This window comes from Dactylosporangium sucinum, assembly GCF_014647515.1.
GTDB classification, from domain to species: Bacteria; Actinomycetota; Actinomycetes; order Mycobacteriales; family Micromonosporaceae; genus Dactylosporangium; species Dactylosporangium sucinum.
Map to the genome: position 1 here is coordinate 40315 of NZ_BMPI01000059.1, position 24903 is coordinate 65217.

Here is a 24903-nt window from a genome sequence, read left to right on the forward strand (position 1 = left end):
GATGGCCTCTCTCCGGTTTTCGGGGTAGGGAATCAGAACTGGATACTGATGAGGTGGCGTCGGCCGCCGGTCATGGTCACCTTGGCGAGCACAGAGCTGCGGACCGTGGAGCTGAAGCCCAGGCCGGACAGCTGATCCGGCGACGGCTCGCACTTGGTGCGATCGCCGAGAACCTCGAACACCTTGCGGTGCGGCTGCAGGTCGCCGCGCAGGAACTCGTTGTAGATTCCCCGGGTCGGCTGGTCGTTCACGCACCCCTTCAGGATGAAGAAGTAGTGGCGGTTGCCGACCTCGCCGTCGTCGAAGTAGTTCGGCGAGTACATGATGGTGGACACCGGCACGAACTGTTCGGTGGTGATTCCCCACAGTTCCTTGCCTGCACTGCCCGCCTGCATGTCCTTCCCCGGCCGGAAAGCGGCGATCACCTCGCCGGCGACCGTCATCCGGCCCACCTCGACGGTCTCCTTGTGACCGACCGCCCGCTCGTGGCTGTAATGCTCGATCTTCCCGTTGCTCTCGGTCTCGATCACGAAGCCGACCTGGGTGCTTTCCCGCTTACTGAACTGGTTCACCTCGATCCGGTACTCGCCGTCGGGGACCTTGCCGGTCCAGGTGACGTTCTCCACCGGCTCGCGCGAGAACGGCCCGCTCGCGTTCATGTCGACGTCCAGCTTGTTGCGCTTGTCCTTGTACCAGATGTGATCCCCGTTGGGTTCGAACACGTGCAGGTCGAGGTCGTCGTGGTTGAACCAGGACAGGCTCACCCGCAGCTTGCCGGTGACGTTGCCGCCGGCCCGCTTGACCTTCTCCTTGATCGAGTCGGTGACATTGCCGTTGTAGGACCAGCCGAAATCGTTGTCCCAGGTGAACAGCCGCGGGGCGGCCGGGTGCCGGCCGGTGGTGAGGCTGACGAGATTCGGTTCGTGGCTGTTGGACACCCACAGGTCGATGGTCGCAGCGCCGGGCAGGATGTCTTTCATGAAGGCGACCACGGGAATCTCCTCCGGCTTCGCGTCACGAAGGCGCGCACCTGCCGGCCCCGTGGTGGCCGCCTGCATGAGCAGCCCTTCGATGCCGTCCTTCATCCGCGACTGTGTGTCGTTGTCGACCCACAGCACGTTGGTGACCGACACGTCGGACAGTCGGGCGAACCGTCGTTGCAACGACTCCTCGATGCCCAACTCGTCGATGGTCTTCATCGCAGCCTTGACCATGGCCGGAGTGATCAACGCCGTGGGGCGCCGGTAATTCTGCGGTGCCACCTTCGACTCGAACGACCGGACCGCCTGCTCCAGGTCGACGCCCGCGGACAGATCCTGGACGAGGGTGCCGATCACCGTGTTGCGGAACCGGGCCGCCGGGTTCATGGCGTTGGCGAAAATGAACGCCCGTTTGTCGGTCGCCTTCGTCCATCGGTTCTGCAATGACCGGAACTCGGTCACCGCCCGGCGATGCTCCGTGCCTCGGTAGAGGGCGTTGTCATCGATGAGGTCGACGACGGTGTCCAGAGCGTGCTGGGTCAGCTCGGCCACGCCACGCTGGAACACCTGCACCGCGGCGTCGAAGGTGCCCCGTGCCGCGCCGACGTCTGTGATGCGATGCCGCTTCTCCACCCGGCCGTGCAGGTGGTGCCACGCCTCGACCTGACCGTCGCGCAGCGTCCGGGTCGTCCTCGTCCCGTACTGCGCCTCGGTGGACCGGAAAATGGTGGACAACGGCAGCGTGCCGACGAACTCGTCCATTGCGGCGGCGACGACGGAGAAGACCGGGTCGGATGCAGACACCCCGGACCAGACGGAGCGGACCTGTCCGTTGTGGATCTCGACGACATTACCAAAGTTCTTGATGAACCCGCGGCAGGTCGAGCAGTCGTACTTGGACCGCTCACGGAACCGGAGATTGGTGCCGGCGGGGAAGGAATCGAGAAAGGTGAGCCAGAGTGAGTCCCGGTCGAGACCGTCGCCGACGACGTACAACTCGCCCCTGGACATCGCCGACAGACGTGAAGTCACATCCGTCACGAACTGCTGGAAATCGCCCACTGCGTCATCCTCCTTGATCACCGGAGATCCTACGAAGTGCCCGCAATCGGAGAAACCCATTTCCGGCCGTCCGCACGGTCACGGACGGACAGCCGGTGGCCGGCGGTCACTCGACCGGATTCGCGTACGGCGGTAGGGTGCCGAGCCGGCGGTCGGCAGTTCCGCCAGTTGACCGGTGACGTGCCGAGATCGAGAGGGTCGCCTGCGACCTGAATGAGACCTGACCCGAGTAGTGGATCTCGAGCAACTTCTCAAGCACGCCAGGCTCGCGCCGAGGGACCGTGTGAACGCGCGCTTGATCAGGTGCACGCTCATGCCGCGATCCGGGCGGCGGCCGGCGTCTCGGTCCGCCCCGTGGTTACATGGAGCCGGGCCCGGTCTCATGACGCGATGTGCGGCTGGGCGCTGTTTGGGGGGCCGTTGTGCTCCCGCTTTTGCTCTCCCGCCGGCGTGAACGTTCGCCCGCGACAGGCCGGTGCCAGTGGCGTCCACACGCGTGTCCGATGACAGTCCGGGGCCGCTCGCGACGCCGTGTAGTCGCCCAACTGGCACAGGACCCCGGTCCTCAAGGTTCATCGCGGCATCGCGGCTACGACCGACTGGCGGCGACCCTTTCGCCCGAACCCCACAGCGCCCGCCGACGCGGGCTCGGTCCTACGGCAATGAAACAAGAAGCCGATGAGCGAGCGGTCGGCTCTCTCGACTGCGTGCTGGCTGGCCTCGATCAACCTGATTGCGCCGCGGCCGACAATTGGGTGATGAATGATGGCGGCGCTGGGTTGGCGCAGATGTCCACGGCGCGGTTGTTAGCCGCCGCCCGGGTCGAAGTTGTCGAGGCCGGCCCGGATGACCGCGTCTCGCATCTGGTTGCCCTGCATGAGCGACCCTCCCGGGAGGTGTTCGAGGCGGCGGTCCGGCTGTTGTCGTCGGACGATGCGGTGGAGCGGGAGCTCGGTGTTCGGATTCTGCGTGAGTTGGGGCGCCAGGACGAGGCAGGACATCGGCCGTTCACTGCGGAGGCGGCACCACTGCTGGTTGATCGGCTCAGCCGGGAGGACGACCCGGGGGTGCTGCAATGGGTGATCTCGGCGCTGGGATTCAACGGCGTGAAGGAGGCGCTCGGCGGGGTCCTCAGGTTCACTGGCCACGCGGACTGGCGGGTTCGCTTCCACGTCGCGGCGGCACTTCCCGGGTTGGTGAACCCGGAGCGAATCGAGCCCGATGCGGTCGACGCATTGCAGCGGCTGTGCCTCGATGAGGAGCCCGAAATACGTTACTACGCCCTGTATGCCCTGGTTGAGGAGGTCGCGGGTACCGATCCGGAGCGCATCGCGCATTCCGTCACGTACCTGCTGGACGACCCCGACGAGCAGATCTGCGCGCTTGCCCGAGCCCACCACGCTCGCGACTGACGATCTCGATGAGCCACAGCCAGGTGGCTCCGCGTGGGAGTGACGTCGTTCGCCGCGCCGGGGGCACCCACTCACGCCGCCGACCGTGCGCGCAGGGTCGGCGACGTCCGTCACGCCGCGTGACGCGGGTCCGACACCGGTCGGTGCGCTGAACTGCCGATGACAGTGCATCCCTCAACGGACCGGCGCGGACACCCACCACCGACTGCCGAAACTTCCGTCAGCTCAGTCACAGCGCGACATCGCCGACTACCTGTTGGGACGGATCGAGAAGCTACTGTCAACGGTTCGGTGGTGCCGTTGCCGCTGCTGGTGATCGCGACGGGTTGTCCGTTGCCGGTGGTGGTGGCGGCGAGGCGTTGGATGGGTTTGCCGTGTCGGCCAGTGGCTGGGGTGCCGACATCCCCGTTGGCGGCTAGGTCGCGCAGGTGCACGGTGCCCTGCCAGCCGCCGGTGACGGCGACGGACCGACCGTTGACGGTGGTGGCGACGACGGCCCGCACCCACCGCTGCTGTTTGGTGCGGGGTGCGCCGGTTTCCGTGCCACTGGTGAGGTCCCAGACGCGGATGGTGTTGTCGTGGCTGGCGGTGACGGCGACCGGCTGGCCGTCGAGGATCGTGGTGGTCACCGCCCGCACCCGGTCGGTGTGGCCGGTGAGCGGGCTACCGCGCTGCTTGCCGAACGCCGGCTCGTCGAGCTGCGGGCGCGTCGGCGCCGGCGAACTCGGTGCCGACGTCGGTCAGGGCGAGCCGTGGTGGTCGACCCACTGACAGGGGGGTACCGAACCGGCGAGGGTTCGGCGACGTTGTCATCGTTGCCGGCACCGTCAGGCTTGCTCGACCGCCGCCCTCGTCAACTCATACATGCGCTTCACTGCACTCCGAGCAGCGACCACCGAGGGATCACCGGGCTCTAGCTTCGTGGCGGGCTTGCTGCTGACCTCTTGTAGCTTGCGAGTTACCAAGCCGTGGGCATGGTGCATCGAGTGAAACGCCTCCTTGACCTCGTCGGTCGCGAGCAGCTCGATCCGGGCATCGAGAGTTGCCCAACCGGGCTGGGTGGGAATCTGGCGTAGCTCGCCGGCGGCCTGTAGATCGATTACGAAGTCGAGGTGCTTCGCAACTGATCGGGCTGACGTGTTGATGTCCAGGTAGAGCGCCATACGTGCGTCTCGAAGGCGGGCTTGATGCTCACGACGCTCAGAGAATCTAGCGGTTGCATACGGCCCGACAACCGTCCCGGCGAGGGTGCCCACGATGCCCGCGATGGCGACAACGATGGTAGAGGTCACGGCCACACAGTAGTGCTGAGGAACCCAACCGGCTCCGTTGCATTGGGCATCGGCTTGATCGAGGCGCGCTTGATCGGTGAAGCTGTCGAGCCTTCGCCGCCGTGGCTGCCTCCGAAGTCGGCGTTCGCTGGGTACCGGTTCCCATCGGAGGTGATCGTGGTGGCCGTGCGCTGGTACCTGCGCTATGGCTTGTCTTGGCGCAACGTGGAGGAGTTGCTGGTCGAGCGTGGCGTGGAGGTCGATCACGTCACGGTCTTCCGGTGGGTACAGCGATCCCCCGCTACTGGCCGACGCCGCCCGGTTCGGTCGCCATACACCCGGGGACAGGTGGTTTGTCGATCAGACGTATGTCAGGGGAACCTCCGCCGCGGACACTACGAACTCGCCGTCGACGCCCCGCCCGCCGTGCGCGTCGCGGTTGCGTTCACCGAAGTCGCCAAGGCGACCTGACCCCGGACCCGATGCGGACCAACCGCGTCCACCGATCCCAGAACGCAACGGCCCCAGTTGGCCGAGGCGCTGTGACCGGTCCCGTGTCCGACGCGGTCGACGCGCCGGGTGGCGTGCGGTTTCCGCGTCTTCATGGGACGGGTGCGGTGCCTGCGGATCACTTGGCCTTCGCTGATGTGCATCAGGTCCGCCATGACCAGATCCTTTCAGCAACCGTACAGTTTCACGTGCTAGTGTCGGTTTCATGGCTGATACGGGCACACCTCGGGGTGCGTGCCGGCCGCTGGGGCTGACTGTCCGGCTTGCTGGCGCCCGATGGCGATGTGGGGTGTCGGCACTGCCGTGTCGATAGCGATAGGGCTGATCCTGCCGGTGATGCCGGCGGCCCATCTTGTGGCGCTGAGGTTTGTCTATGCCCGCGCCGACGGAAGCAAACCGCGTCAGGCAGCTGATGGCGTGGCCGGGGTGCACGACAGGCGTTACAGATGGCCCGCTCCGCTTCGGTCCGAATGGCGGTGGCCGGGATCGTGTCGATCGTTGACGTGCTGACCGTCCCCGCGGACCGGTGCGCTTACACCGGTCGGCATCCATTTGCTGCGCCAGCGGCGGTGCCGGCTTCCGCCACGGTGCCCTTGGTCGTCGCTGACCATGCGCTCGCCACATTTCACCTGCGACCGGATATCAACGGCCAAGGCCCGGCGGGACTGGTGCATCAACATTGGTGTCCGCACCGAGGTAGCAGTGGCGTCAGGCAGCGCCAAGGGTGACTTCGACCCGGCCCGTCTGGATGCCTCCCCTGCGCATCAGCACATCATGGACGCCTTGGGGACGATCGGCTGCCGCTTCGTGCGCACCACCGCTGGGGTACGGCGGGCACGGCCGCGGGCTCTGCCCCCCGTATCCGAATGATGGGCTCACTTCCCGGTGGCAGTCAGTCCCAGGGCCCAGGCCGCTGCCGGGCCGAACGTCCTCCCGGGCCTCAAATTGTGAAGGGATAGCTCTGTGAAGTCGTCCAACCCGGTCCTGGGCCGCTTGTCTGCCACTGCGTACCAGCCCACCTACCAGGCACCCGGCGGGCCTGCCGGGTACGGCTACCCCGACGTCGTCCCGACTGGCCGCCGCGATGTGATGAGCATCGACGATGTTGTCGTCAAGACGGTGTCGCTGCTTGGCGCCGCGGTCCTGGCCGCCGCAGTGACGTGGGCGCTGGTACCGGTGCAGTCGATCGGTCCGGTCTGGATCGGCTCCATGCTCGTCGGCCTCGTCCTGGGGCTGGTCATCTCTTTCGCGCAGATCACCAACCCGGTCATGCTATTCGGCTACGCCGTGGTGGAAGGTGTCTTCCTGGGAGCGGTGTCCAAGGCCTACGAGACCCGGTGGAACGGCATCGTCATGCTCGCCGTCATCGCCACCCTGAGCGTCTTCTTCGTCATGGCCGCGCTGTACAGGGCCCGGATCATCCGGGCCTCGGCGAAGTTCACCCGCATTGTCGTCGGCGCGGCCGCCGGCCTCGCGGTCGTAATGCTGGTCAATGTCGTCATCACGATGTTCACCGGCTCGGCCGGGCCGCTGCGTGACGGTGGACCGTTCGCCATCCTCTTCAGCCTCGCCTGCATCGTGGTCGCGGCGCTGATGTTCGTGGTGACCTTCAACCAGATCGAAGAAGGTATCGCGGCCGGGCTGCCCCGCAAGCACGGTTGGCTCGCCGCGTTCGGCATCCTCGTCGAACTCGTCTGGCTGTACCTGGAATTCCTGCGCCTGATCTCCTACTTCCAGGAAGACTGAGCAACCCGCCGGAACCCGTCCACTGCTCGGCCTTTGCCCGCCCACCAACACAGCCCGGGGCTCCCTGGCCGCAGCGAACGTCACCTACCGCAACCAGCTACGCGGCAACACCTCGGCCGCAACCTTGAAGGAGATGTCATGCGCAGCGATCTGTTCGCCACCGAGAACCTGGAGAAAGCATCCGCCGAGCCGGGTATGCGACTGCAGAACAAGTCCATGTTGAAGGTCGATCTCGACGGCGAATGCTACGCCCGCACTGGATCCATGGTCGCGTACCAGGGCCAGGTCCAATTCACCGCGCTCGGATCCGGTGGCGCCGCGAAATGGCTCAAGTCGAAACTGACCGGTGAAGGCGTGCCATTGATGAAACTGGCCGGCAAGGGCGACGTCATGCTCGCCGACCGGGCCAGAGAGATCCACCTCATCGACCTCGGGCCTGGTGATGCCATCACCGTCAACGGCGCCAACATCCTGGCCTTCGACACGACGGTCACGTACGACATCAAGATGGTGCAGGGCTTGGGCATGCTGTCGGCAGCCGGCATGTTCAACTGCGTGTTCACCGGCCCCGGCCGCATCGCCATCACCACCGACGGCTACCCACTGACCCTCACCATCGACGAACCCACCTACGCCGACCCTCAGGCCGCCATCTGCTGGTCAGCCAACCTGCAGACCGGCTACCACCGCGCCGACCAACTCGGCCTCGGCACCCTCATCGGCCGATCCACCGGTGAAGCATTCACCATGAGCTTCACCGGCCATGGCTTCGTCGTCGTCCAACCCAGCGAGCAGGCGCACTGACAGCCCGGCTCACGCCGACCCGACCAAACGGCCTGCCAACTGCACTGCCCTGCCCACCCGCTCGACGAAACCCAATACCCCCAGGTCGCTACACGGCGACTACCAGGTGCGGTCGCCTGATCCTGCTCAACGGCGCCTTGTCCGGCAGCGAGATGGCGCTGGTCTCGCTGCGGCTACCGGCCAGGCCAGGCTCGGCGGCAACACACTGCGGCCGGAGTCGCGCACGGCGCCGGCAGATGCGGCAGCAACCGCACCGCCGGATGACGCTCTGAGGCAGACCCGCAACGATGGCCTGGCCGAGGGCGGCGCGTTCGGCCTCTGAACCGGGCCGGGTGCGGGACGAGCCGCTTGCTCGACCCGCACCTGGTCGTCCTCACACGGATACTCAGGCGGCGGAGGGGGCTGGCCGAGGCGGGATGGGTCAGGTCGCGCCGGCGGTAGGGCTGAGTACTCCGGCAAAGATGAGCGCGAACAGCAGCAGTCCTGCGGCGATGCGGTAGATGACGAACACCGTGAACCGGTGGTGGGTGATGTAGCGCATCAGCCAGGCGATGACGGCGTAGCCGACCGCGAACGCGACCACGGTCGCCAGCGCGGTCGGCCCGGCCGCCGGAGTGTCGGTGTCGCCGATTTTCGTCAGCTCGAGGAGTCCGGATGCCAGCACGGCCGGGATGGCCAGCAGGAACGAGTAGCGTGCGGCCGCGTCCCGGCGGAAGTCCATCAGCAGCCCGGCGGCGATCGTGCCGCCCGAACGGGACACCCCTGGGATGAGCGCGAGGGACTGGGCTAGGCCGAAGACGAGGGCACTGCGGGGCCGCAGGTCGGGCAGGGTCTTCTGATTCGTCGCGGCGTGGTCGGCGAAGGCCAGCACCAGGCCGAACCCGACCAGCATCGCCGCGGTGAGGCGCAGGTCGCGGAACACCGTCTCGATGCTGTGCTGCAGCAGCAGCCCGAGGACCGCGATCGGCACGGTGCCGAGGATGACGTACCAGCCCAGCCGCGCATCCGCCTCCTGACGCAGCGCAGGACGGAACAGCGACCGGGTCCAGGTCGCCACGATCCGGCCGATGTCCCGCCGGAAGTACAGCAGCACCGCCGCCTCCGTGCCCAGCTGTGTCACCGCGGTGAACGCCGCCCCCGGATCCGACCAGCCCGCCAAAGCGGAGACGATCCGCAGGTGCGCGGAGGAGGGGATCGGCAGAAACTCCGTCAATCCTTGCACCAGCCCCAGCACCGCCGCCTCGAACCAGCCCACCGGATCCACCCGGACTCCCTTCCGTCATACGGGCTCGGCATCGCTCGCCGATTTGTCTGCGAAGCTCCGAGCGGGCAACGGTACCGGTCGCCGGGTCCGGTCGCTGGGTCCGGGTGCCGACCCGGGGCCGGGCGGTCAGCTGAGAAGTCGACGCCTTCCTGCGGCCACAGCGAGACGGCCGGCGCACGACCCCGCCGGCGTCACGGCGGCGGGCGGCGAGCAGGCCGGCAACGCCGGTCAGCAAGATCAGGACGCCGACGGCCGCGCCCGCAGCCAGGCTGATACCGGGGCTGCGCGCGGACCCAGCGGCGGGCGGGAAGACGGCCGGGGTATTCGCTGCGGCGGCGGGGTTGGGGGCGTACTGCAGCAGGCGGGTGGGGCCAGGCTGGTCGGAGACGGTGAGCAGGTCACGGCCGTCGGCGGTGGCGGCGATCGCCTCGCCCTGGGGTTCGTCGGGCAATGGGGTGATGGCTGGAGTGCCGGTGGTGATCGCCGTGAGCAGGTCACCGTCGGGGGCGGCCCAGGTGTAGGCGTCGGCGTAGGTGCGCAGGGTGACCCGGCTGCGGTCCGGGGAGACCGCGGCGCCGGTGACGATCTCGGAGCCGAGCACGCCGAACGGGTTGCGGGTGCCGGTGCGCCGCGGCTGGAAGGTGCCGGCCCGCTCCAGCCGGGCCGGCACCGAGCCCGGACTACGACCGGCAGCGCCACCAGCAGCAGTTCATCAAGGCCATCTTCAAGAAGATGCTCAGCAGGACGTGCTGACCAACTCGGCGCAGTTCAACAAGGTCCTCGACGTCGTCGGCAAGGCCATGACCATCGACAGCGGCGGGATCGGACTGGCCGACTGGGCCTACGCCATGCGCGGCATCGGCGGTGACGACCTGCTCACCATCAAAACCAACAACGGCGCCTTCAACCAGTCGTCCGAGAACCGCGGCGCTGAAGCCCTCGACCGGACCACTCTCGACCTGCTCGAGGCCGTCCGCACCGACCAGGTCGCCGCCTTACCTGTGCAAGCAGGATCCTCACGGTTCCCCATTCAGGATGTCGGCATGATCCGGTTGAGGTGGTAGTGCAGGACCGCCAACGCGTCGCGTTTCGTACGTTGGCCCAGCAGAACGCTGGTGCCTAAACCCGCCGACATGGCCAGCAGGCCCACGGTCTCGACCCGCGCGTCCAGCTGGGCGGTCATGTCGCCGGCTTGCTGGGCAGCGCGCAGTTGGGCAACGAGGAGGTCCTCCATCGCATTCGGGGCGTCGACGAAAGGCTGCGCCGCGAGCTTGGCGTCGGTGACCGCCAGGACCGCGTACGCGGTGTAGAGGAGGTGGAAGGTGCGGCTCTCCGCGTCGGTCGGCAGCGCCTCCGTGAGCACCGCGTTGACGACGTCGCGAGGTGTCGGCGCCTCGCCGGCCGCAGCTACCCGAACTCGGAGCCGTTCGGCCATGTGCTGCGCCAGGCGTGTGAGCGTGAACTGCAGTAGCTGCTCCTTGGTTTCGAAGTAGTACTGCACCAGCCGCACGGACACGCCGGCCTCCGCGGCGACGGAGCGCATCGTCACCGAGTGCAGGCCGGTGCTCCCCGCAATGCGGAGCACGGCGTCGGCGATCTGTGCGCGGCGTGCGTCATGGTCTGCCAGCTTCGGCATTTCGACCCGATCCCCCTTCGCCTTTTGATGATACGCTCGTACCATCAAATTGGTGAGTGACGTGACCCGACAGGAGGCTACTCGTGACCAGACCCGCCGTTGCACGCTTCACCAGCGAGTCCGCCCGCACGAAGTTCCTGCGTGCGTACGACGAAGCCATGCGACTGTGGCCGCAGCCCCGAACGGAACGCGACATCGAAACCCGATTCGGCACGGTCCACGTCCACCGCTACGGGCCTGCGACCGGTGAGCCGATTGTGTTGCTGCACGGGCACGGCGCGAACGCCTCAACCTGGTACCCACAAGTCGCCGCGCTCGGCGAGCACCACCCGGTATACGCGATCGACACCATCGACGATCCCGGCCGTAGCATCCAGCGCGTCACGGTAACCGACTCCTTGGACAACGCCGCCTGGATCAACGACGTCCTCGCCGGCCTCGACCTTGACAACGTGCACCTGATCGGACTCTCCTACGGCGGCTGGCTGACGCTCAACCAGGCCATCTACGGGCCCGAGCGGCTCGCCACCATCACCGCACTCGACCCCGGCGGTCTGCAGAAGGTCCGGATCCGCTTCTACCTCAGCATGCTCGCCGGCCTGTTCGCGCTCGGCACCCCGCCCAGGCTACGCGCTAGGCTCGCCCGGCTACTGGCGAACTCTGCACTCATCCTGCCTCGCGAACTCACGACACCGGTACGTATCAGCGCCCTCACCTTCAAGCCCGACCGACCACCGGCCCGACCGTTCTCCGACGACGAACTGCGATCCATACACCTCCCGGCGCTTGTGCTGCTGGCGCAGCGCAGCACGCTCCTCGACCCCCGCACAGCGCTGGCTCGCACCACCGAACTCCTACCGGACGTACGCGCCGAAATCGTTCCCAACGCCGGCCATGGCCTGCCCGCAGAAGTTCCCGACGTGGTCAACGCCCGGGTCCTGCGATTCATCGCCGAGGCACGGGTTCCCAGCCCTGACGACCAACCAACACAGACCCCCAGCAGCGGGGAGCAGGACCCCGGGTGAGCTCCGTTGCCACGGTGGGCGTCCGAACCCGTACTCATCTCCCCGAGCCACGCTCGCAAAGCATTCATGACTGGCCGGTCGCTTGGACGGCGTCGCCGCACCTGGCCAGCGCGGCTGGCTCGTGGCGGTCCGGGTCTGTCGTGCGGAGCCGCTGCGCGAGGCGGGCGTGGCGGAACTCGTAGAGCATCGCGGCCTGGCGCAGCACGCCCCGCCGGTACGCGTCCTCAAGGAATCGCAAGGGCCGGCGCGGTACCACGCCGCGGCGAGCCAATATCGCCACGGCGATCAGGTACCACCACGACGTCGATCTTCGCAGCCCGAACCACAGCACGATGCCAAGGACCGCCATGAGCCACAGTGACAGCAAGGGGATCGGCATGGCCACCGCGAACGACGAGAGACTGGGGCTCTCGTCGTAGCGATACCACATCATGGAGACGACGGCGAACCCGGCGTGTGGCGGCACCAGGGCGAGGACCGCCAAGAGCAGCACGGCGATGCCGCCAACAATCAGACCAATAACGCCGCCAGCGCGGACGTCGGTACCGAACGCCGACAAGGGTGTGATGGCGTCCCGCTGTTGACGCGAGAACGACCGGACCAGCCCGAACAAGACCGTCGCGATGACGGCCACCGCGACGCACACACCAGCGCCGATGTCCGTCGCGTCCGCCAGTGCTGGCACCAAGGCGCTGTCGCCCAGCGCGTCTGCGAACCCGGTGGCGAGCCAGACCACCAGGCCCGCCACGATTCCGAACATCATGGCCAGCGGGACCGCAGTCGCGAATCCGCGCGTCACGTCCCGCCAGCCGGGTCGACGGTACTGCGCGGGAGGCAGGTCGGGCGGGCCAATCAGCGCACCCGCTGCGGCGACGGCGAGCCCGACCGCCAGACCGACCACAAGCGACGCGGTCGGGCTCAGGTACGCGACGAACACGAGCACGACGATCGTCGTCCAGACGGAGGCAGCCAGCCCGTATGCCAGCCCGGCAGCAACGCGGAGGCGCCACGGGTCGACGCAGCGCGGCAGGCGCCACCAGCCGATCGATGCCGGACCGAGCAAGTGCAGATGATCAGCGAAGAATGACAGCCAGCGGCGTGCATCGGCGGCGGTGATGTCGGCCGGGGTACGCCCGAAGACGGCCGGGACGAGGCCGTCCAGCAGCCGGTCCTCCACCTGCTCGGCGGACGGGTACCGGGTCAACTCGGCCGGATCGGCAGCCGGTGCCTGGTACACCGTTCGGGCAAGTGAGAGCAGTAACGGGTTGCACAGGGCCTGCTGGCACGGGTTCGGTACCGGGTCGCGAAGAGCCCGCAGGATCGGTTGCCAGCGGCTCACGTCCGCGGTGCCGGACCGCACCAGATAGTCGGCCGCCGTGGCGGCGTCGACCGGCTCCACCGTCACGACGGCGGCACCACTCAGCACGCCGTCAGACACGGCACGGGTGTACTGCGACGTGCGGCACGTCAGCACCAGCGGCGTGGCGCCCAGCGCGTGCAGGCCGGCGATGGCCGCCGGCAGAGACGCCGCCGCGATCTCGTCCAGCCCGTCCAGCACCGGCAGTAGGCAGTCGTTGTCGATGAGCGCCCGCGCGGTCGCCGCCGGGGTGCCGTACGTGATGACGAGTTGTTCGGCCATCCAACGGTCGATCGTCCCGACGGACGGGTCCCACGAGGCCAGCGAGAACCACACCGGTACCCGTCCGTCCGCCCGTGGTACGTCGGCGATGGCCAGCAGCAGGAGCAGTGCTGCGGCCGTCTTGCCGCCGCCGGGTGGACCCACGATGACTAGCCGGCCGGTGGACACCCGGCGATAGAGCTCTGCCACTTCCGTGACCTGTCCGGTCAGACCCGGGTGCCGGTCCGGGTCCGCCGCATCAGCGGCTCCGGACGGGACGGTCCACTGCGCGGGGTGCGCGGCGATCCGCGGGTCGGCCGGCCGGAGCAGCAGCGGAATGGCCTGCGGTGTGGTCAGCCCTCGATGGGCCGCCTCACGGCTCCAGGTATGCCGCACCCGTGCGGCGAGATCGGCGCCTGCCTGGTCCAGTGACACCGTCGCAGCGCCATCGCCGCCGGATCGCCACGCGTTAATGCCTTTAGCGACCCATCCGACCAGCCCGACGACGCTGAGCCCGGTGAGCGCGATCCACTTGCCCAGCACATTTGAGTCCCACCGCCACATTAGGACCGCAGCGCCGGCGACGACGAGCGCGAGTACCACGATCTGGTGCCACGGGAACCTCGGTCGACTCACACTCGGCATTCTCCCCGTGACGCGACGGCGCTGGAATCGGCGAAGTCGCTATGAATGGGTGACCCGCCGGCCGGGAGGCGCCAAGATCGCACGGTGCGGGCGAGACTCACCCGGATGAGGACCTTGCTCGTCTACCGGCAGCTGAAGGCACCCGTCGACGACGTACGTCATCCTGTCGATCGGCGGGCATCGTCCACAAGGGAACGACCAACCAAGGGAATGGCCAACCAAGGGCGCGGACCGTACTGATGGGACGCACGATCCGAACGCTGACGTCCAAGTCCTGCAGCGCGCCACGATGGGTGCGGAACAACGGACCCGAGCGAAGCTACGCGGGCCGTCGCCGCCTTCGCGCATACGCACGGCGTCATCGTCCTGAGCTGTGGCACGTACGGCAACGTGCTGCGCTTCCTGCCGCCCCTGACGATCAGCGACGGCCTGCTTCACGAGGCCCTCGACATCATCGAGACAGCGTTCGACGCCATCGAAGCTCACGCGTGAAGATCTTCATTCGCTCCCGTTCACCCGATTTTGGCCTCTTCATCGACCGGTGTCACCCCGGATCCACGTCGCCCGATCTCCGGCCGCCGAGTCCGGTGTGTGCCATCAGGAAGCCGAGCCACTCCGCCACCCGTGCGGCGTCCCGGCCGGTCGTGAGATGACCCGCCCGCTCGTGGACGCGCAGCACGATGTGCTCGGGACGGGCCGCGTTGTCGACCAGCGCCGCCCACAGCTTGCGCGCGTGCCAGGCGTGGATACGCATGTCCCGATCACCGCCGACGATGATGGTCGGTGGGTAGTCCACCCCGGAGCGGACGTTGTGGTACGGCGAGTACCGGCGCAGCCAGGCCGCCTCGGCCTCGACACGCGGGTCACCGTACTCGGGACGGAACGTTTCGGGGAACCGCTCACGGTAGAGGCGGTTCATGTCGGTGATGGGCACCAACGCGGCCGCCGCGGCGAACAGGTCCGGCCGCTGAGTGATCGCGACCGCGACCAGCAGCCCGCCGTTGCTCGCCCCGGCCAGGGCCAGCCGCCGCGGGTCGGCGCGCCCGGTCGCGATCAGGTGGTCGGCCACGGCGTACACGTCGTTGAAGGTGTGCTGTTTGTGTGCCCGCCGGCCGTCGCGCCACAGGTGGTAGCCGAAGGTGGCGTCACCGCGGGCGTGGGCGAAGGTCAACGCCCCACCGGCGAGTAGCCAGGGTGCGTACGGCCCGGGGTGCGTGCCGGTCAGCGACGCCTGGTTGAAGCCGCCGTACCCGGTCAGCAGGTGCGGCAGCGGTGCGTCCGGGGGCAGTGTGGCGAGCCGGATCGTGTCGTAGCGCACCACGTGTCCGTCCTCGGCGCGGGCCGCGTGCCGTTCGACGGCCAGGGGCGGCAGTGTCGACCGGGATTCGGTCAGCGCACGGGTGGTGCCGGTGCCCGGGTCGAACCGCCAGACCCGGACGGAGCCGGACGGCTCGGAGCCGGTGAACACCAGGGCTCGGCCGTCGGGGAGCACCGGCGGGTCGGCCGCCGGCAGGATCGGCGACCCATCGAGCGCGCAGACCGCAACGCCGGCGGGGACGGGCACCGGTCGTCGGCCCGCACCGTCGGCGTCCATCGTGAACAGGGCGGGACGGCCTTCCCGCAGCTCGGACACGACGAGCCGGTCGCCCCAGGCGCGCAGGGCCCGCAGTACGCTCGTGCTCGCCGGTACGAGCTCGCGCCACCGTGCCGGCGTCGCGATGTCGCTGACCTCGAGTGAGACGATCCGGCCGGTCGGGGCGTCGAGGCTGGTCACCGCAGCGTACCGGGAACCGACGAAGTCGCCGTGGAGGACGTGCCCGTCGAGGTTGTCGGGGCCCAGGTACCAGGTGTGGCTGGCCCGGTCGAGGATGCCCAGCACGCGTGGGTGCATCGCGGTGCTCGCCGCTGCCAGCAGCCGGCCGTCGGCCGACAGCTGGACGAACATGCGGGCGCTCGCCACGGCCTCCGGAGCCGGGACCATGGTCAGGCTCCCGCTGGTGAGGTCGAGGTGGTGGAGCCGCTTGAGCGGCTTCTCGTGGTCGCCGAGCCCCTTGGTGAGGAATGCGCCACTGGAGTCCGGCACCCAGACGAGTGACCCGACGTTACGGATCGGACCGTGCTGCCAACTGTACTGCCGGCCGTCGGCGGTCGGTACCAGATGGAGGGTCGTCTGCTCGTCGCCCTGCGCGGTGACGCCGATGGCGAGTAGCGCTCCGTCGGGGGACGGCACCAGCCAGTCGATCTCTTCGTCGCCGTCGTCGCTGACGGCGGTGACCGACCAGCACAGGGTGTCCCGGTCGAGCACCGTCCGGCGGTCCGCGCCGACCCGGTGCCGGCCGAGGTGCGGCCCGGACGGCACGGTGTCCAGGTGCCGGCGCAGTTCGGCGGTGAGCTCGGCCAGGCGGTCCGTGCCGACCAGCGCGTGTACCTTGTCCCGGCCCGAATCCGACTGGTGGTGTTGCCACCGGCGGACGGGCACGGTCTCGTCCTCCAACATCCGGTACGGGTCGTTGAAGCGCACCGCGCCGCACTGGTCGGCACAGCCGGTCACGGCCAGGCCGAACGCCTCCAGCGAGCTGTTCACCGCTGGTCCCCCTGCCATTCCCGCACCGCCTCGTGGATCGGGGTGAAGACGGCGCCGGCGTTCAGCAGCCGTACGATCAGCCGTTCGAGCATGAGCATCCGGTGCCCGCGCCCGATGACAAACGGGTGCAGGGTCAGGACGAGGACGCCCCACGGGACGCTCCGGCGCAGGTACTCGAAGTCGTCGAACCAGTTGGCCTCGACCTCGGCGGTTGACCTGAGCCCGGGGATCACGCCGCCGTCGGTGGGCCAGAACTCGAACACCGGGAAATCGTCGAGCGACCAGCTCACCGGCACCTCGACCAGCGGCGACGGCGTGCCGAACCGGATGCCGCGCGGATCGACGTGGTCGCCGACGCGGGCGAAGTACGGCTGGTGGTCGGAGGCCATCATGCTGCTGTCGTACTGGAATCCGTGCTCGATGAGCAGCGGGACGGTCTGCTCGGCCAGCTCCCAGCCCGGTGCGCGGAAGCCGACCGGATCCGCTCCGGTGTGCTGCCGGATGAGGGCGTTGGCGTCGAGCAGTTCCTGCTCCTGCTCGTCCCGGCCGAGCTGTGCCATGGACCGGTGGGTGAAGCCGTGGTTGGCGATCTCGTGGCCGGCCTCCACCACCGCCGTGAACTCACGGGGGAACGACATGATGGTGTGGCCGGGAACGAACCAGGTCGCCCGCAGCCCGTACCGGTGCAGCAGGTCCAGGATGCGGCGGCTGGCCAGTGCGCCGAACTCTCCGCGCGAGAGGGCGCTGGGTGAGGTCAGGCCACTCGCGGTGAACAGCGATGTGGTGTCGAAGTCGAAGGTGAGGCAGACCAGGTGTCGCGACATTACGCCTCCCCGTGCTGCAGTTGACGCAGGGTGAGGGCGACGACCTGAGCGGTCTGCACCATCGACGTGATGTCGACCCATTCGTCGATGCTGTGGATGTTGCCTGCCACCGGTCCGTAGCACACGCAGGCTCCCGGCACCGAGCGCGCGTCCGTCGTCCCGCCCAGGACCCGGCGTGCTGGCACGTCTCCGGTGACCTCGCGGTGTGCGCGGGTCAGCGCACGGCCGAGGTCGTGGTCGAGATCGTGGCAGTACGCGGGAGCCCGGAATCCCTCGAACTCGACAGTGGCCTCCGGGCAGGCGGCCAGGACCGTCTGGGCGATCCGTCGCTGCGCCTGCGCCGGGGTGAGGTCCCGCCCGAAGCCCAGTCGGACCCGCGCGGCCACCGTGGTGGGCTCCGAGGACGGCCACACACCCCCGCCCAGCTGCCCGACCGTGAGCCGGTAAGGCCGGGCCAGGTGCTCGTGGAAGAACCGGTCACCGGCGTGGTCGCTCAGATGCTGTTCGAGGTCCCCCAACGCCGTCAGGACGGTCAGCAGCGAGGCGGACGGTGAAGGTCCGTCGGCGAAGGCCGGATGCGAGCCGGCGCCGCGCACCGTCACCCGGGCCCACACCACCCCCACCCCGGCGTGCTGGAGCCGCAGCCCGCTCGGCTCGCCGATCAGCGTGGCGTCGCCGTGGTACCCGGCGGCGAGCACGGCCTTCATGCCGTTCCCGCCGCACTCCTCCTCCAGGACGGAACTGAACACGAGGTCGCCGGGCGGCGACCCGAAGACGTCCAGATACGCGGCCGCCGCGATGAGGTATGCGGCGAGTCCGCCCTTCATGTCCCCGGCTCCCCGGCCCCAGACCCGGCCGTCGGACACTCTGCCGGAGAACGGATCCGCCGACCATCGTTCGGCGTCCTCGACCGGTACCACATCGATGTGGCCGGACAGGTGCACCGCGGGGGCATGCCCCGAGCCGGGGAAGGTGCCGACCACGCAGGAGCGGTCTGCGGCGGGCAGCGGCGGGTACCCGGCCGTGTTGTCATCGGGATCGACGTGGTCGGCGAGGCGCACCCGGGTCACGGCGAAGCCGAGGGCGGTGAGCCGGTCCTCCATGATCGTCTGGGCGGCTTCCTCCGCGCCCACCACGGACGGCGCTTGTACCAGCTCCCGGGTCAGGGTGACCAGCTCGTTCCGCCGGTCGGCGACGGCGTGTGTCAGCTCGCCAATGGCTTCGACCGTCAAAGGATCTCCTCGTGGGCGTGGGCCGGCCGGTTGCCGGAGAGGGTGAGCAGGGAACGGGCGTAGTCGGAGCTGGGCTGCCGGAAGAACTGGCCGGCGGGGGCCAGCTCCAGACACCGGCCCTGGCGCAGCACCATGACCTGATCGGCGACGACGCGGGCCGCCGCGAGGTCGTGGGTGACGAACAGGCAGGCGTAGTTCTGGGTGGCCTGGAGGTCCAGGATGAGGTTCACGATCTGGGCCTGCACCGAGACGTCGAGTGCCGATGTGGCCTCGTCGCAGATGAGCACCTGCGGCTCGGCGGCCAGCGCCCGGGCGAGTACCAGGCGCTGGAGCTGACCGCCGCTGAACGCGCCGGGCCGCTCGCCGGCCCGGCGCGGGTTCAGACCCACGGCGTCGACGAGGGCGGCGACGCGTTCGGCGCGCGCCCGGCGGGGCAACGCCCGCAGCGGTTCGGCGACGCTGGCGCCCACCGAGCAGTGGGGGTTGAGGGCGAGCAGCGGGTTCTGGAACACGATCTGCACCGGGGAGATCACCCCGGACCGGACCACGGGGATCCGGCCGTTGATCCGCACCTGTCCGCCGGTGGGTTGCTCCAGCCCGGCGACGACCCGGGTCAGCGTCGACTTTCCCGCGCCGCTCTCGCCGATGACGGCGAGCGTCTCGCCTTGGCGCACCTGGAACGAGACGTCCCGCAACGCGTCGTGCGGATGGCGGCGCGAGCCATACCGGACCGACACGTGCTCGGCCTGGACGACGGGTCCGGGGTGTTCAGTCGCCGCCGGCATGGTGTGCTCCTTTCGACGCGTCGGCCGCGGAAACCGTGGCCGGACCGGGCAGCCGAGGCAGATGACAGGCCACGGCGCGGTCGCCCAGGACGGTGGGCGATGGGTGTTCGCCGGCGCATCGGGGCACGGCATGCCGGCAGCGGGGGTGGAACCAGCATCCCGAGGGCCGCTCGGACGGGGCCGGCACGGTTCCGGGAATGGTGGCCAGTCGTTGCCGGTGCTGCGAATCGTCCATGGCGGAGCAGGCGATCAGGGCCTCGGTGTACGGGTGTGCCGGGGCCCGGATCACGTCCGGGGTGGCTCCCCGCTCCACGATCTCGCCGCTGTACATCACCACGATCCGGTCGCTGAACTGCCGCATCAGGGTGAGGTCGTGACCGATCATGACGATCGCGGTGTTGCTGTCGGTCGCGGCCTCCCGCAACAGTTCCAGCACCTCGACCCGGACCTGGGCATCCAGGGCCGAGGTCGGCTCGTCGAGGACGACGACCTCGGGCTCGGGCATCAGGCAGCCGGCCAGCACCACCCGCTGGGCCATCCCGCCGCTGAGTTGGTGAGGGTACAGCTGGGTCACCCGCTCCGGGTCGCGGAAGCCCATCCGGGCCAGCAGCCGGTGCGCCCGCTCGCGCGCCTCCCGCCGGGTGAGCAAACGCGTGTGGACCACGCCCTCGACGATCTGGCGGCCGACCCGCTGGCGCGGGTCCAGCATGGTCATCGGGTTCTGGAGGGCGCAGGTGATCCGGCGTCCCAGGGCGGCGCGCAGCCGGGGCAGGTCGGCGACGTCGATCGGCTCCCGGCCACGGAACCGCACCCGCCCCTGGCCGCGCAGGTTGGCCGGCAGTAGGCCGAGCATGGCGCGGATGGTGAGCGTCTTGCCCGCACCGGTCTCGCCGACGATGCCGAGGAGTTGTCCGGGTGCGACGGTCAGCTCGACCCCGCTGACCAGGGCCGGGCGGTCGGGGCCGGCGGCGCGCACGGTCAGCCCGCTGACGTGGAAGTTGTCCGATTCAGGCATCGGGTATCACCTCTCGATGAGCCGGGCGTCGACGTCGAGCAGCTTGCCGAGCCCGTCGCCGAGGAGGTTTGCCGCCAGCACCAGCAGGGCCAGGGTCAGGCCGGGGAAGACCACGACCCACCAGGCGCTCTGCAGGTCCTGCCGGCCCGCGGCGATGAGCTGGCCGAAGCTCGCCGTGGGCGGCTGGACGCCGAGGTTGACGAAGCTCAGCGCCGACTCCCAGAGCAGGACCCAGCCCAGTTGCAGTGAACCGAGCACCAGGACACTGGGCAGGCTCGCCGGGAGCAGGTGCCGGGTCATCACGCGCAGCCGGGTGGCGCCGGCCAGCCTGGCGGCGGTGACGGAGGGGCGTTGCCGGTCCGCGAGCACCTTGCCCCGGACCACCCGGGCGTACGGCACCCAGGACGGCAGGCAGAGCAGGGCGATCATCGCCGGCAGGCTGTGGCCCAGGACCGCCACCATGCTGACAAACAGGAGCAGCGGCGGGATGGACAGTTGCAGGTCGACCGCGCGCATCAGCACCGCGTCCAGCCAGCCGCCACGGTAGCCGGACACCAGGCCGACGGTGACGCCGATGATCGCCGAGATCAGCACCACGCTGAGACCGACCAGCGCGGCCGTGGCGATGCTCGCCGCGATACCGCTGAAGATGTCGCGCCCCAGGGCGTCGGTGCCCAGCAGGTGCCCGGCCCGGCCCGGTCCGAGGTAGGCCTCGAGCAGGTCCTGCGCGGTGGGGTCGGGCAGGACGACCGCTCCGTAGACCGCGGTAGCGGCGGCGACGGCGACGAGGGTGACGGCCAGCCGGAGCGAACTGTTGATGGTGCTCATCGGGCCGCCCTCACTCGGGGATCGAGTGCGTACACCGCGAGGTCGGCGGCGAGGTTGATCAGCACGAACGTCACCGCCATCATGATGATCAGTGCTTCGAGCACCGGCAGGTTCTGCTGGTTGGTCGCGGTGACCGCGAGCGCGCCGATGCCCTGCCAGCCGAAGATGGTCTCGACCGCGAGGGTGCCGCCCATGAGCCAGCCCAGTTGCAGCGCGAGGAAGGTCGCCAGCGGAGCGAGCGCGTTGGGCACCGCGTGCCGCCAGACGATCTGGGCGGTGCCGAGCCCGCGCAGCCGCATCGCGGCGACGAAGTCCGGGACGAGCACCTGTGCCAGCTCCGCTCGGTAGATCCGCATGATCGTGGCGATCAGCGGCAGGGCGAGCGCGGCGGCGGGCAGGACGACCGCGGCCGGCGAACCGTCGTCGATGCTCGGCAGCAGCGACAGCTGCACGGCGAAGACCAGTACGAGGATGAGGCTCAGCCAGAAGTCCGGTATGCCCTGGGTGAGGATGACGAACCGCTCCAGGAGCCGGTCGAGCAGGCTGCCCTGCCGGAGCACGCCGAGCACCGCGAGCGGTATGGCGACCAGCAGCGCGGCGGCCAGGGCCACGGCGACCAACACGCCGGTCTTGGGCAGCGCGTTGAGGACCAGGCCGGCGGCGGAGTCCTCGGAGACGTAGGACTGGCCGAGATCCCCGCGTGCTACCCCGGCGAGGTAGTGCAGGAATCGTGGCACCAGCGGCTGGTCCAGACCGTACTGCTGGGTGAGCGCCGCCTGCTGTTCGGCGGTCAGCTGCCGGGTGCTCATCGCCGCGACCGGATCGCCGACCACGTTGATCAGCACGTAGCCGACGGTGATCGCGCCGAACACCACCGCGATGCCCTGGCCGAGCCGGGTGCCGATGTACTTGGGTAGGTGTGTCATGCCGAGCCTCCCGACCGTCAGCGGTTGCGGTAGGTGGCGTTGAACCGCGGACCGAATCCGTCCGCGGGCGTCAGGTAGCCGGAGAGCTCGCGGGAGAAGACGTCGGTGGCCTGGATGTTGAACAGGGCCAGTGCGAACATCTCCTCGGCGGCGCTGTTCTGCAGTTGCTGCATCAGATCCAGCCGCTGCGGCCCGTCCGCCACCGAGCTCGCCCGGGTCTGCAGGTCCAGGAACGCCGGATCGGTGTAGCGGGCCAGGGCGGCAAGGTTGTAGGCGCCGCCGGGCGCGTAGAAGAACGGTCCGCCGTTGATCCAGCCGAACTGGGTCAGGAAGAGGTGGTACTTGCGCGGCTTGGTGGCGTCGAACTCGTTCTGCGAATCGGCGCCGGACATCACCTGGGCGGTGGCCGGAATGCCCGCCGCGGAGAGCTGGCTCGCGATCACCTGGCCGAGCTTCTGCCGGTAGTCCGAGCCGGCGTCGTAGCCGACCACGATGGTGGGTAGCGTGCCGAGTCCCGACAGCAGCGACTTCACCTTGGCCGGGTCGGGCTGGTAGCGCGGCGTCGCCTCGACGTACCCGTAGCAGCCGGGCGGGATGTTGCTCTGGGCGACCTGCGCCTCGTCCTGCATGAGGGCCTTGACGATGGCCGCCCGGTCGATCGCGTACGCGATAGCCTGCCGCACCAGCCGGTTGTCGGTCGGGCCGCGGTCCGCGGCGAAGATGGCCATCGTCTGCAGCCAACTCGCGGTGGTACTGCTCTGGTAGGCGGATCGGAGCTGCTTGAACGGCTGCGGGGAGACCTGCGGGATCCAGTCGACGTCGCCGGAGCGCAATGCGGCCACCCGGGCGCTCTCGTCGGGCAGCGACCGGAAGACCAGTTTCGCCAGGTACGGTCCGGTTCCCCAGTACTTGTCGAACGCGGTTGCGGTGACCGTGCCGCCGTCGTTTGAGCGGGTTACCTGGAAGGCGCCGGCACCCGCGGACGTTCGGTCCAGCCGGGCCGCGATCTCGTCCGGTGTGCCGGTCAACGCCTGCGCGGAGACGATACCCAGCCACGGCGCGTTCCGGGCCAGGTCGGGGAAGGGCCGCGGGTAGGTGATGACCACGGTGGATGGGCGACTGTCGTCGATGGAGGCGAAGTCGCCCACGTACGCGCCCATGAACGACCCCTTGCCGCTGCGGTAGTGCTCGAAGCTCTTCTTGACCGCCGTCGCGGTCAGCGGGGTGCCGTCGTGGAACGTCACGTCGGTGCGGAGCTCGAACGTCCAGATGGTGGCGTCGGCGTTCGACGACCACGATGTGGCCAGCCCGGGTGCCAGCTCGACGGGGTCCTGTTTCCAGTTCGTCAGGCCGTCGTAGGCGGCCTCGGTGACGTAGTACGACTGATAGTCGCCCTTCCGGGCCGGGTCGAGCGACGCGACGGTTCCGATGACGGCCAGCGTGGCGGTGCCGGTGGGCTTCGCGGGCGGGCTCGCGTTCCCCGCCGGTGCTGTGCCGTCCGGCTTGTCCGGCCCGCACGCGGTGAGCAGCGGAAGCCCGGCCGCCGCTGCGATCGACCCGCCGACCAGCCGCAGAAACGCGGCTCTGTTCAGGGTGCCGAGGTGGCTCATGGTGTTGATCTGGCTCATGGTTTCATCGCCCGATGGCATGGTGAATCTCCGTCCTGAAATGGCGGTCCGCCCGTCCACCCGGCTCGGCAGACGCGAGCACGCGGGTTGACAGTGGAGGTGATTGATTCGATCCGGCCATGCATGTGCCGTGTGGGTCGATGTTGTGCTCATGACCGGACTTTGTCAACATGGACTTTGGCTTTATTGCTGGGATACCGTGTGATCGCCCGGAAGATCCCGCGAATTTGTACGGACAATGTTGGCGGCGATTGACTCGCCCGCCACGTCAGGAGAAGGTGCCGGATGTCCAGCAACGGGGCTCGCGGTCGCGACTCGGCGTACCGCACAGTGGCCCAGCAACTGCGTTCCGCCGTGCTCAACGGCGAGTACGACAACGGTGCCCGGCTGCCCACCGAGGCGGAGCTGATGGCCAGCTACGGCTTGAGCCGGCACACGGTGCGGCGCGCGATCCAGGACCTGGAGGCCGAGGGCCTGCTGCTGCGGGTGCCGGGACGGGGCACCTTCGCGGCCATCAGCCCGTCGACCCCGGCGTCGCCCCGCGGCACCGTTCGGGACCTGCTCGGCATCGCGGACGAGACGGACCTCGAGGTGGTCGAGCCGCTCCGCAAGCGGATCGACCTCGATGCGGCCAGCCGGCTGCGGCTCGCCTCCGACGAGGTGCTGACCTGCTCGTTCCGTCGCCTGCACGACGGTGTCGCGTTCTCCTTCACCAGGGTCTACCTGCCCGTCCACATCGGACGGCTCCTCGACGGCACGCCCGAGCTGACCCAGCCGCGCACGGTGAGCCGAACCTCGGTGGTCGCCCTGCTCGACGAACGGCTGGAACTGCCGATCACCGACGCCGAGCAGAGCATCATCGTGGCCGAGCTGCCGCCCTTCGCCGCCGCCGAACTGCCCTGCGAAGCCGGCGAACGGGTCCTGCGCATCGACAAGATGTACTCCAACAGCGCCGGCGAGCTGGTCGAACTGGCCGTCGCCTACTACGTACCCGAGCTCTACTCGTACCGGATGCGGCTGCACCGGTCCGGGCACTGACCGCTGTGCCTCCCCAGCCGTCGAGCGGCCGATGGATCGCCGAACGGATGTCGGCGATCCACGGCGAGCG

Annotated in this window: 20 protein-coding genes and 3 pseudogenes; 9 read left to right on the forward strand and 14 right to left on the reverse strand. The window is 69.0% G+C overall.

The window, feature by feature from the left end:
* Positions 1-32 precede the first annotated feature (32 nt).
* Positions 33-2042 carry a DUF8224 domain-containing phage-derived protein gene (locus IEZ31_RS41750; RefSeq protein ID WP_190255696.1) on the reverse strand — a complete coding sequence of 670 codons (2010 nt, stop codon included), beginning with the start codon at positions 2040-2042 and terminating at the stop codon, positions 33-35.
* Between the two features lie 662 nt (positions 2043-2704).
* On the opposite strand from IEZ31_RS41750, the gene IEZ31_RS41755 reads away from it, so the two are divergent.
* A complete protein-coding gene (locus tag IEZ31_RS41755) occupies positions 2705-3454 on the forward strand; it encodes a HEAT repeat domain-containing protein (RefSeq protein ID WP_190255668.1) in 750 nt (249 codons plus the stop codon).
* Positions 3455-3564: 110 nt separating this feature from the next.
* On the opposite strand, the pseudogene IEZ31_RS41760 reads toward IEZ31_RS41755, so the two are convergent.
* Together IEZ31_RS41760 and IEZ31_RS41765 are read right to left on the reverse strand one after the other, a co-directional pair.
* A pseudogene (locus IEZ31_RS41760) lies at positions 3565-4101 on the reverse strand (hypothetical protein); the annotation flags it as partial.
* Between the two features lie 180 nt (positions 4102-4281).
* Positions 4282-4746, reverse strand: a complete 465-nt coding sequence (locus IEZ31_RS41765) for a hypothetical protein (RefSeq protein WP_190255670.1) — start codon at positions 4744-4746, stop codon at positions 4282-4284.
* 105 nt (positions 4747-4851) lie between these two features.
* Between IEZ31_RS41765 and IEZ31_RS41770 the strand changes: the two are divergent.
* From IEZ31_RS41770 to IEZ31_RS41785, 4 genes and pseudogenes are all read left to right on the forward strand, one after another.
* Positions 4852-5101 (forward strand): annotated as a pseudogene (locus IEZ31_RS41770) (IS6 family transposase); the annotation flags it as partial.
* A 743-nt stretch (positions 5102-5844) separates the two neighbouring features.
* Entirely contained in the window at positions 5845-6105 is a 261-nt protein-coding gene (locus IEZ31_RS59565) for a sporulation protein (RefSeq protein ID WP_190255671.1), read from the forward strand.
* Between the two features lie 93 nt (positions 6106-6198).
* A complete protein-coding gene (locus tag IEZ31_RS41780) occupies positions 6199-6981 on the forward strand; it encodes a Bax inhibitor-1/YccA family protein (protein ID WP_190255672.1) in 783 nt (260 codons plus the stop codon).
* Positions 6982-7119: 138 nt separating this feature from the next.
* On the forward strand, positions 7120-7785 hold the full coding sequence (locus IEZ31_RS41785) for an AIM24 family protein (protein ID WP_190255673.1): 666 nt from the start codon (positions 7120-7122) through the stop codon (positions 7783-7785).
* Positions 7786-8206: 421 nt separating this feature from the next.
* Here the strand turns inward: IEZ31_RS41785 and IEZ31_RS41790 are convergent, their stop codons facing one another.
* Complete coding sequence (locus IEZ31_RS41790; protein WP_190255697.1) at positions 8207-9040, reverse strand: undecaprenyl-diphosphate phosphatase; 834 nt, start codon at positions 9038-9040, stop codon at positions 8207-8209.
* Positions 9041-9591: 551 nt separating this feature from the next.
* Between IEZ31_RS41790 and IEZ31_RS41795 the strand changes: the two genes are divergently transcribed.
* Positions 9592-10113 carry a hypothetical protein gene (locus IEZ31_RS41795; RefSeq protein ID WP_190255674.1) on the forward strand — a complete coding sequence of 174 codons (522 nt, stop codon included), beginning with the start codon at positions 9592-9594 and terminating at the stop codon, positions 10111-10113.
* Here IEZ31_RS41795 and IEZ31_RS41800 read toward each other — a convergent pair.
* Complete coding sequence (locus tag IEZ31_RS41800; protein ID WP_229836537.1) at positions 10080-10730, reverse strand: TetR/AcrR family transcriptional regulator; 651 nt, start codon at positions 10728-10730, stop codon at positions 10080-10082. The two genes, IEZ31_RS41795 and IEZ31_RS41800, sit on opposite strands and share 34 nt — an antisense overlap.
* A gap of 38 nt (positions 10731-10768) precedes the next feature.
* Here IEZ31_RS41800 and IEZ31_RS41805 point away from each other — a divergent pair, with 38 nt between their 5' ends.
* A complete protein-coding gene (locus tag IEZ31_RS41805; protein WP_229836540.1) occupies positions 10769-11710 on the forward strand; it encodes an alpha/beta fold hydrolase in 942 nt (313 codons plus the stop codon).
* A 64-nt stretch (positions 11711-11774) separates the two neighbouring features.
* Here IEZ31_RS41805 and IEZ31_RS41810 read toward each other — a convergent pair whose 3' ends face one another.
* Positions 11775-13871 carry an NACHT domain-containing protein gene (locus tag IEZ31_RS41810; protein ID WP_190255675.1) on the reverse strand — a complete coding sequence of 699 codons (2097 nt, stop codon included), beginning with the start codon at positions 13869-13871 and terminating at the stop codon, positions 11775-11777.
* Between the two features lie 417 nt (positions 13872-14288).
* Between IEZ31_RS41810 and IEZ31_RS41815 the strand changes: the two are divergent.
* Positions 14289-14465 (forward strand): annotated as a pseudogene (locus IEZ31_RS41815) (aminotransferase class III-fold pyridoxal phosphate-dependent enzyme); the annotation flags it as partial.
* A gap of 52 nt (positions 14466-14517) precedes the next feature.
* Here IEZ31_RS41815 and IEZ31_RS41820 read toward each other — a convergent pair.
* The 8 genes from IEZ31_RS41820 to IEZ31_RS41855 are packed head-to-tail and all read right to left on the reverse strand — an operon-like array spanning position 14518 to position 23795.
* Positions 14518-16557: a prolyl oligopeptidase family serine peptidase gene (locus IEZ31_RS41820; RefSeq protein ID WP_190255676.1), complete on the reverse strand. Its 2040-nt coding sequence runs from the start codon at positions 16555-16557 to the stop codon at positions 14518-14520.
* Positions 16554-17381 carry a polysaccharide deacetylase family protein gene (locus IEZ31_RS41825; protein WP_190255677.1) on the reverse strand — a complete coding sequence of 276 codons (828 nt, stop codon included), beginning with the start codon at positions 17379-17381 and terminating at the stop codon, positions 16554-16556. Before IEZ31_RS41825 ends, IEZ31_RS41820 begins: the two co-directional genes overlap by 4 nt.
* Positions 17381-18613, reverse strand: a complete 1233-nt coding sequence (locus IEZ31_RS41830; protein ID WP_190255678.1) for a M20/M25/M40 family metallo-hydrolase — start codon at positions 18611-18613, stop codon at positions 17381-17383. Before IEZ31_RS41830 ends, IEZ31_RS41825 begins: the two co-directional genes overlap by 1 nt.
* Positions 18610-19398, reverse strand: coding sequence for an ABC transporter ATP-binding protein (locus IEZ31_RS41835; RefSeq protein WP_190255679.1), 789 nt, complete (start codon positions 19396-19398; stop codon positions 18610-18612). The genes IEZ31_RS41830 and IEZ31_RS41835 overlap by 4 nt, the downstream gene beginning before the upstream one ends.
* Complete coding sequence (locus IEZ31_RS41840; protein ID WP_190255680.1) at positions 19382-20413, reverse strand: ABC transporter ATP-binding protein; 1032 nt, start codon at positions 20411-20413, stop codon at positions 19382-19384. Before IEZ31_RS41840 ends, IEZ31_RS41835 begins: the two co-directional genes overlap by 17 nt.
* Before the next feature lie 6 nt (positions 20414-20419).
* Positions 20420-21241 (reverse strand): ABC transporter permease, encoded by an 822-nt coding sequence (locus IEZ31_RS41845; protein ID WP_190255681.1) that lies wholly within the window; start codon positions 21239-21241, stop codon positions 20420-20422.
* Positions 21238-22167, reverse strand: coding sequence for an ABC transporter permease (locus IEZ31_RS41850; protein ID WP_190255682.1), 930 nt, complete (start codon positions 22165-22167; stop codon positions 21238-21240). Before IEZ31_RS41850 ends, IEZ31_RS41845 begins: the two co-directional genes overlap by 4 nt.
* 17 nt (positions 22168-22184) lie before the next feature.
* Positions 22185-23795 (reverse strand): ABC transporter substrate-binding protein, encoded by a 1611-nt coding sequence (locus IEZ31_RS41855; RefSeq protein WP_190255683.1) that lies wholly within the window; start codon positions 23793-23795, stop codon positions 22185-22187.
* 285 nt (positions 23796-24080) lie between these two features.
* Between IEZ31_RS41855 and IEZ31_RS41860 the strand changes: the two genes are divergently transcribed.
* A complete protein-coding gene (locus IEZ31_RS41860; protein WP_190255684.1) occupies positions 24081-24833 on the forward strand; it encodes a GntR family transcriptional regulator in 753 nt (250 codons plus the stop codon).
* Positions 24834-24903: the final 70 nt, after the last annotated feature.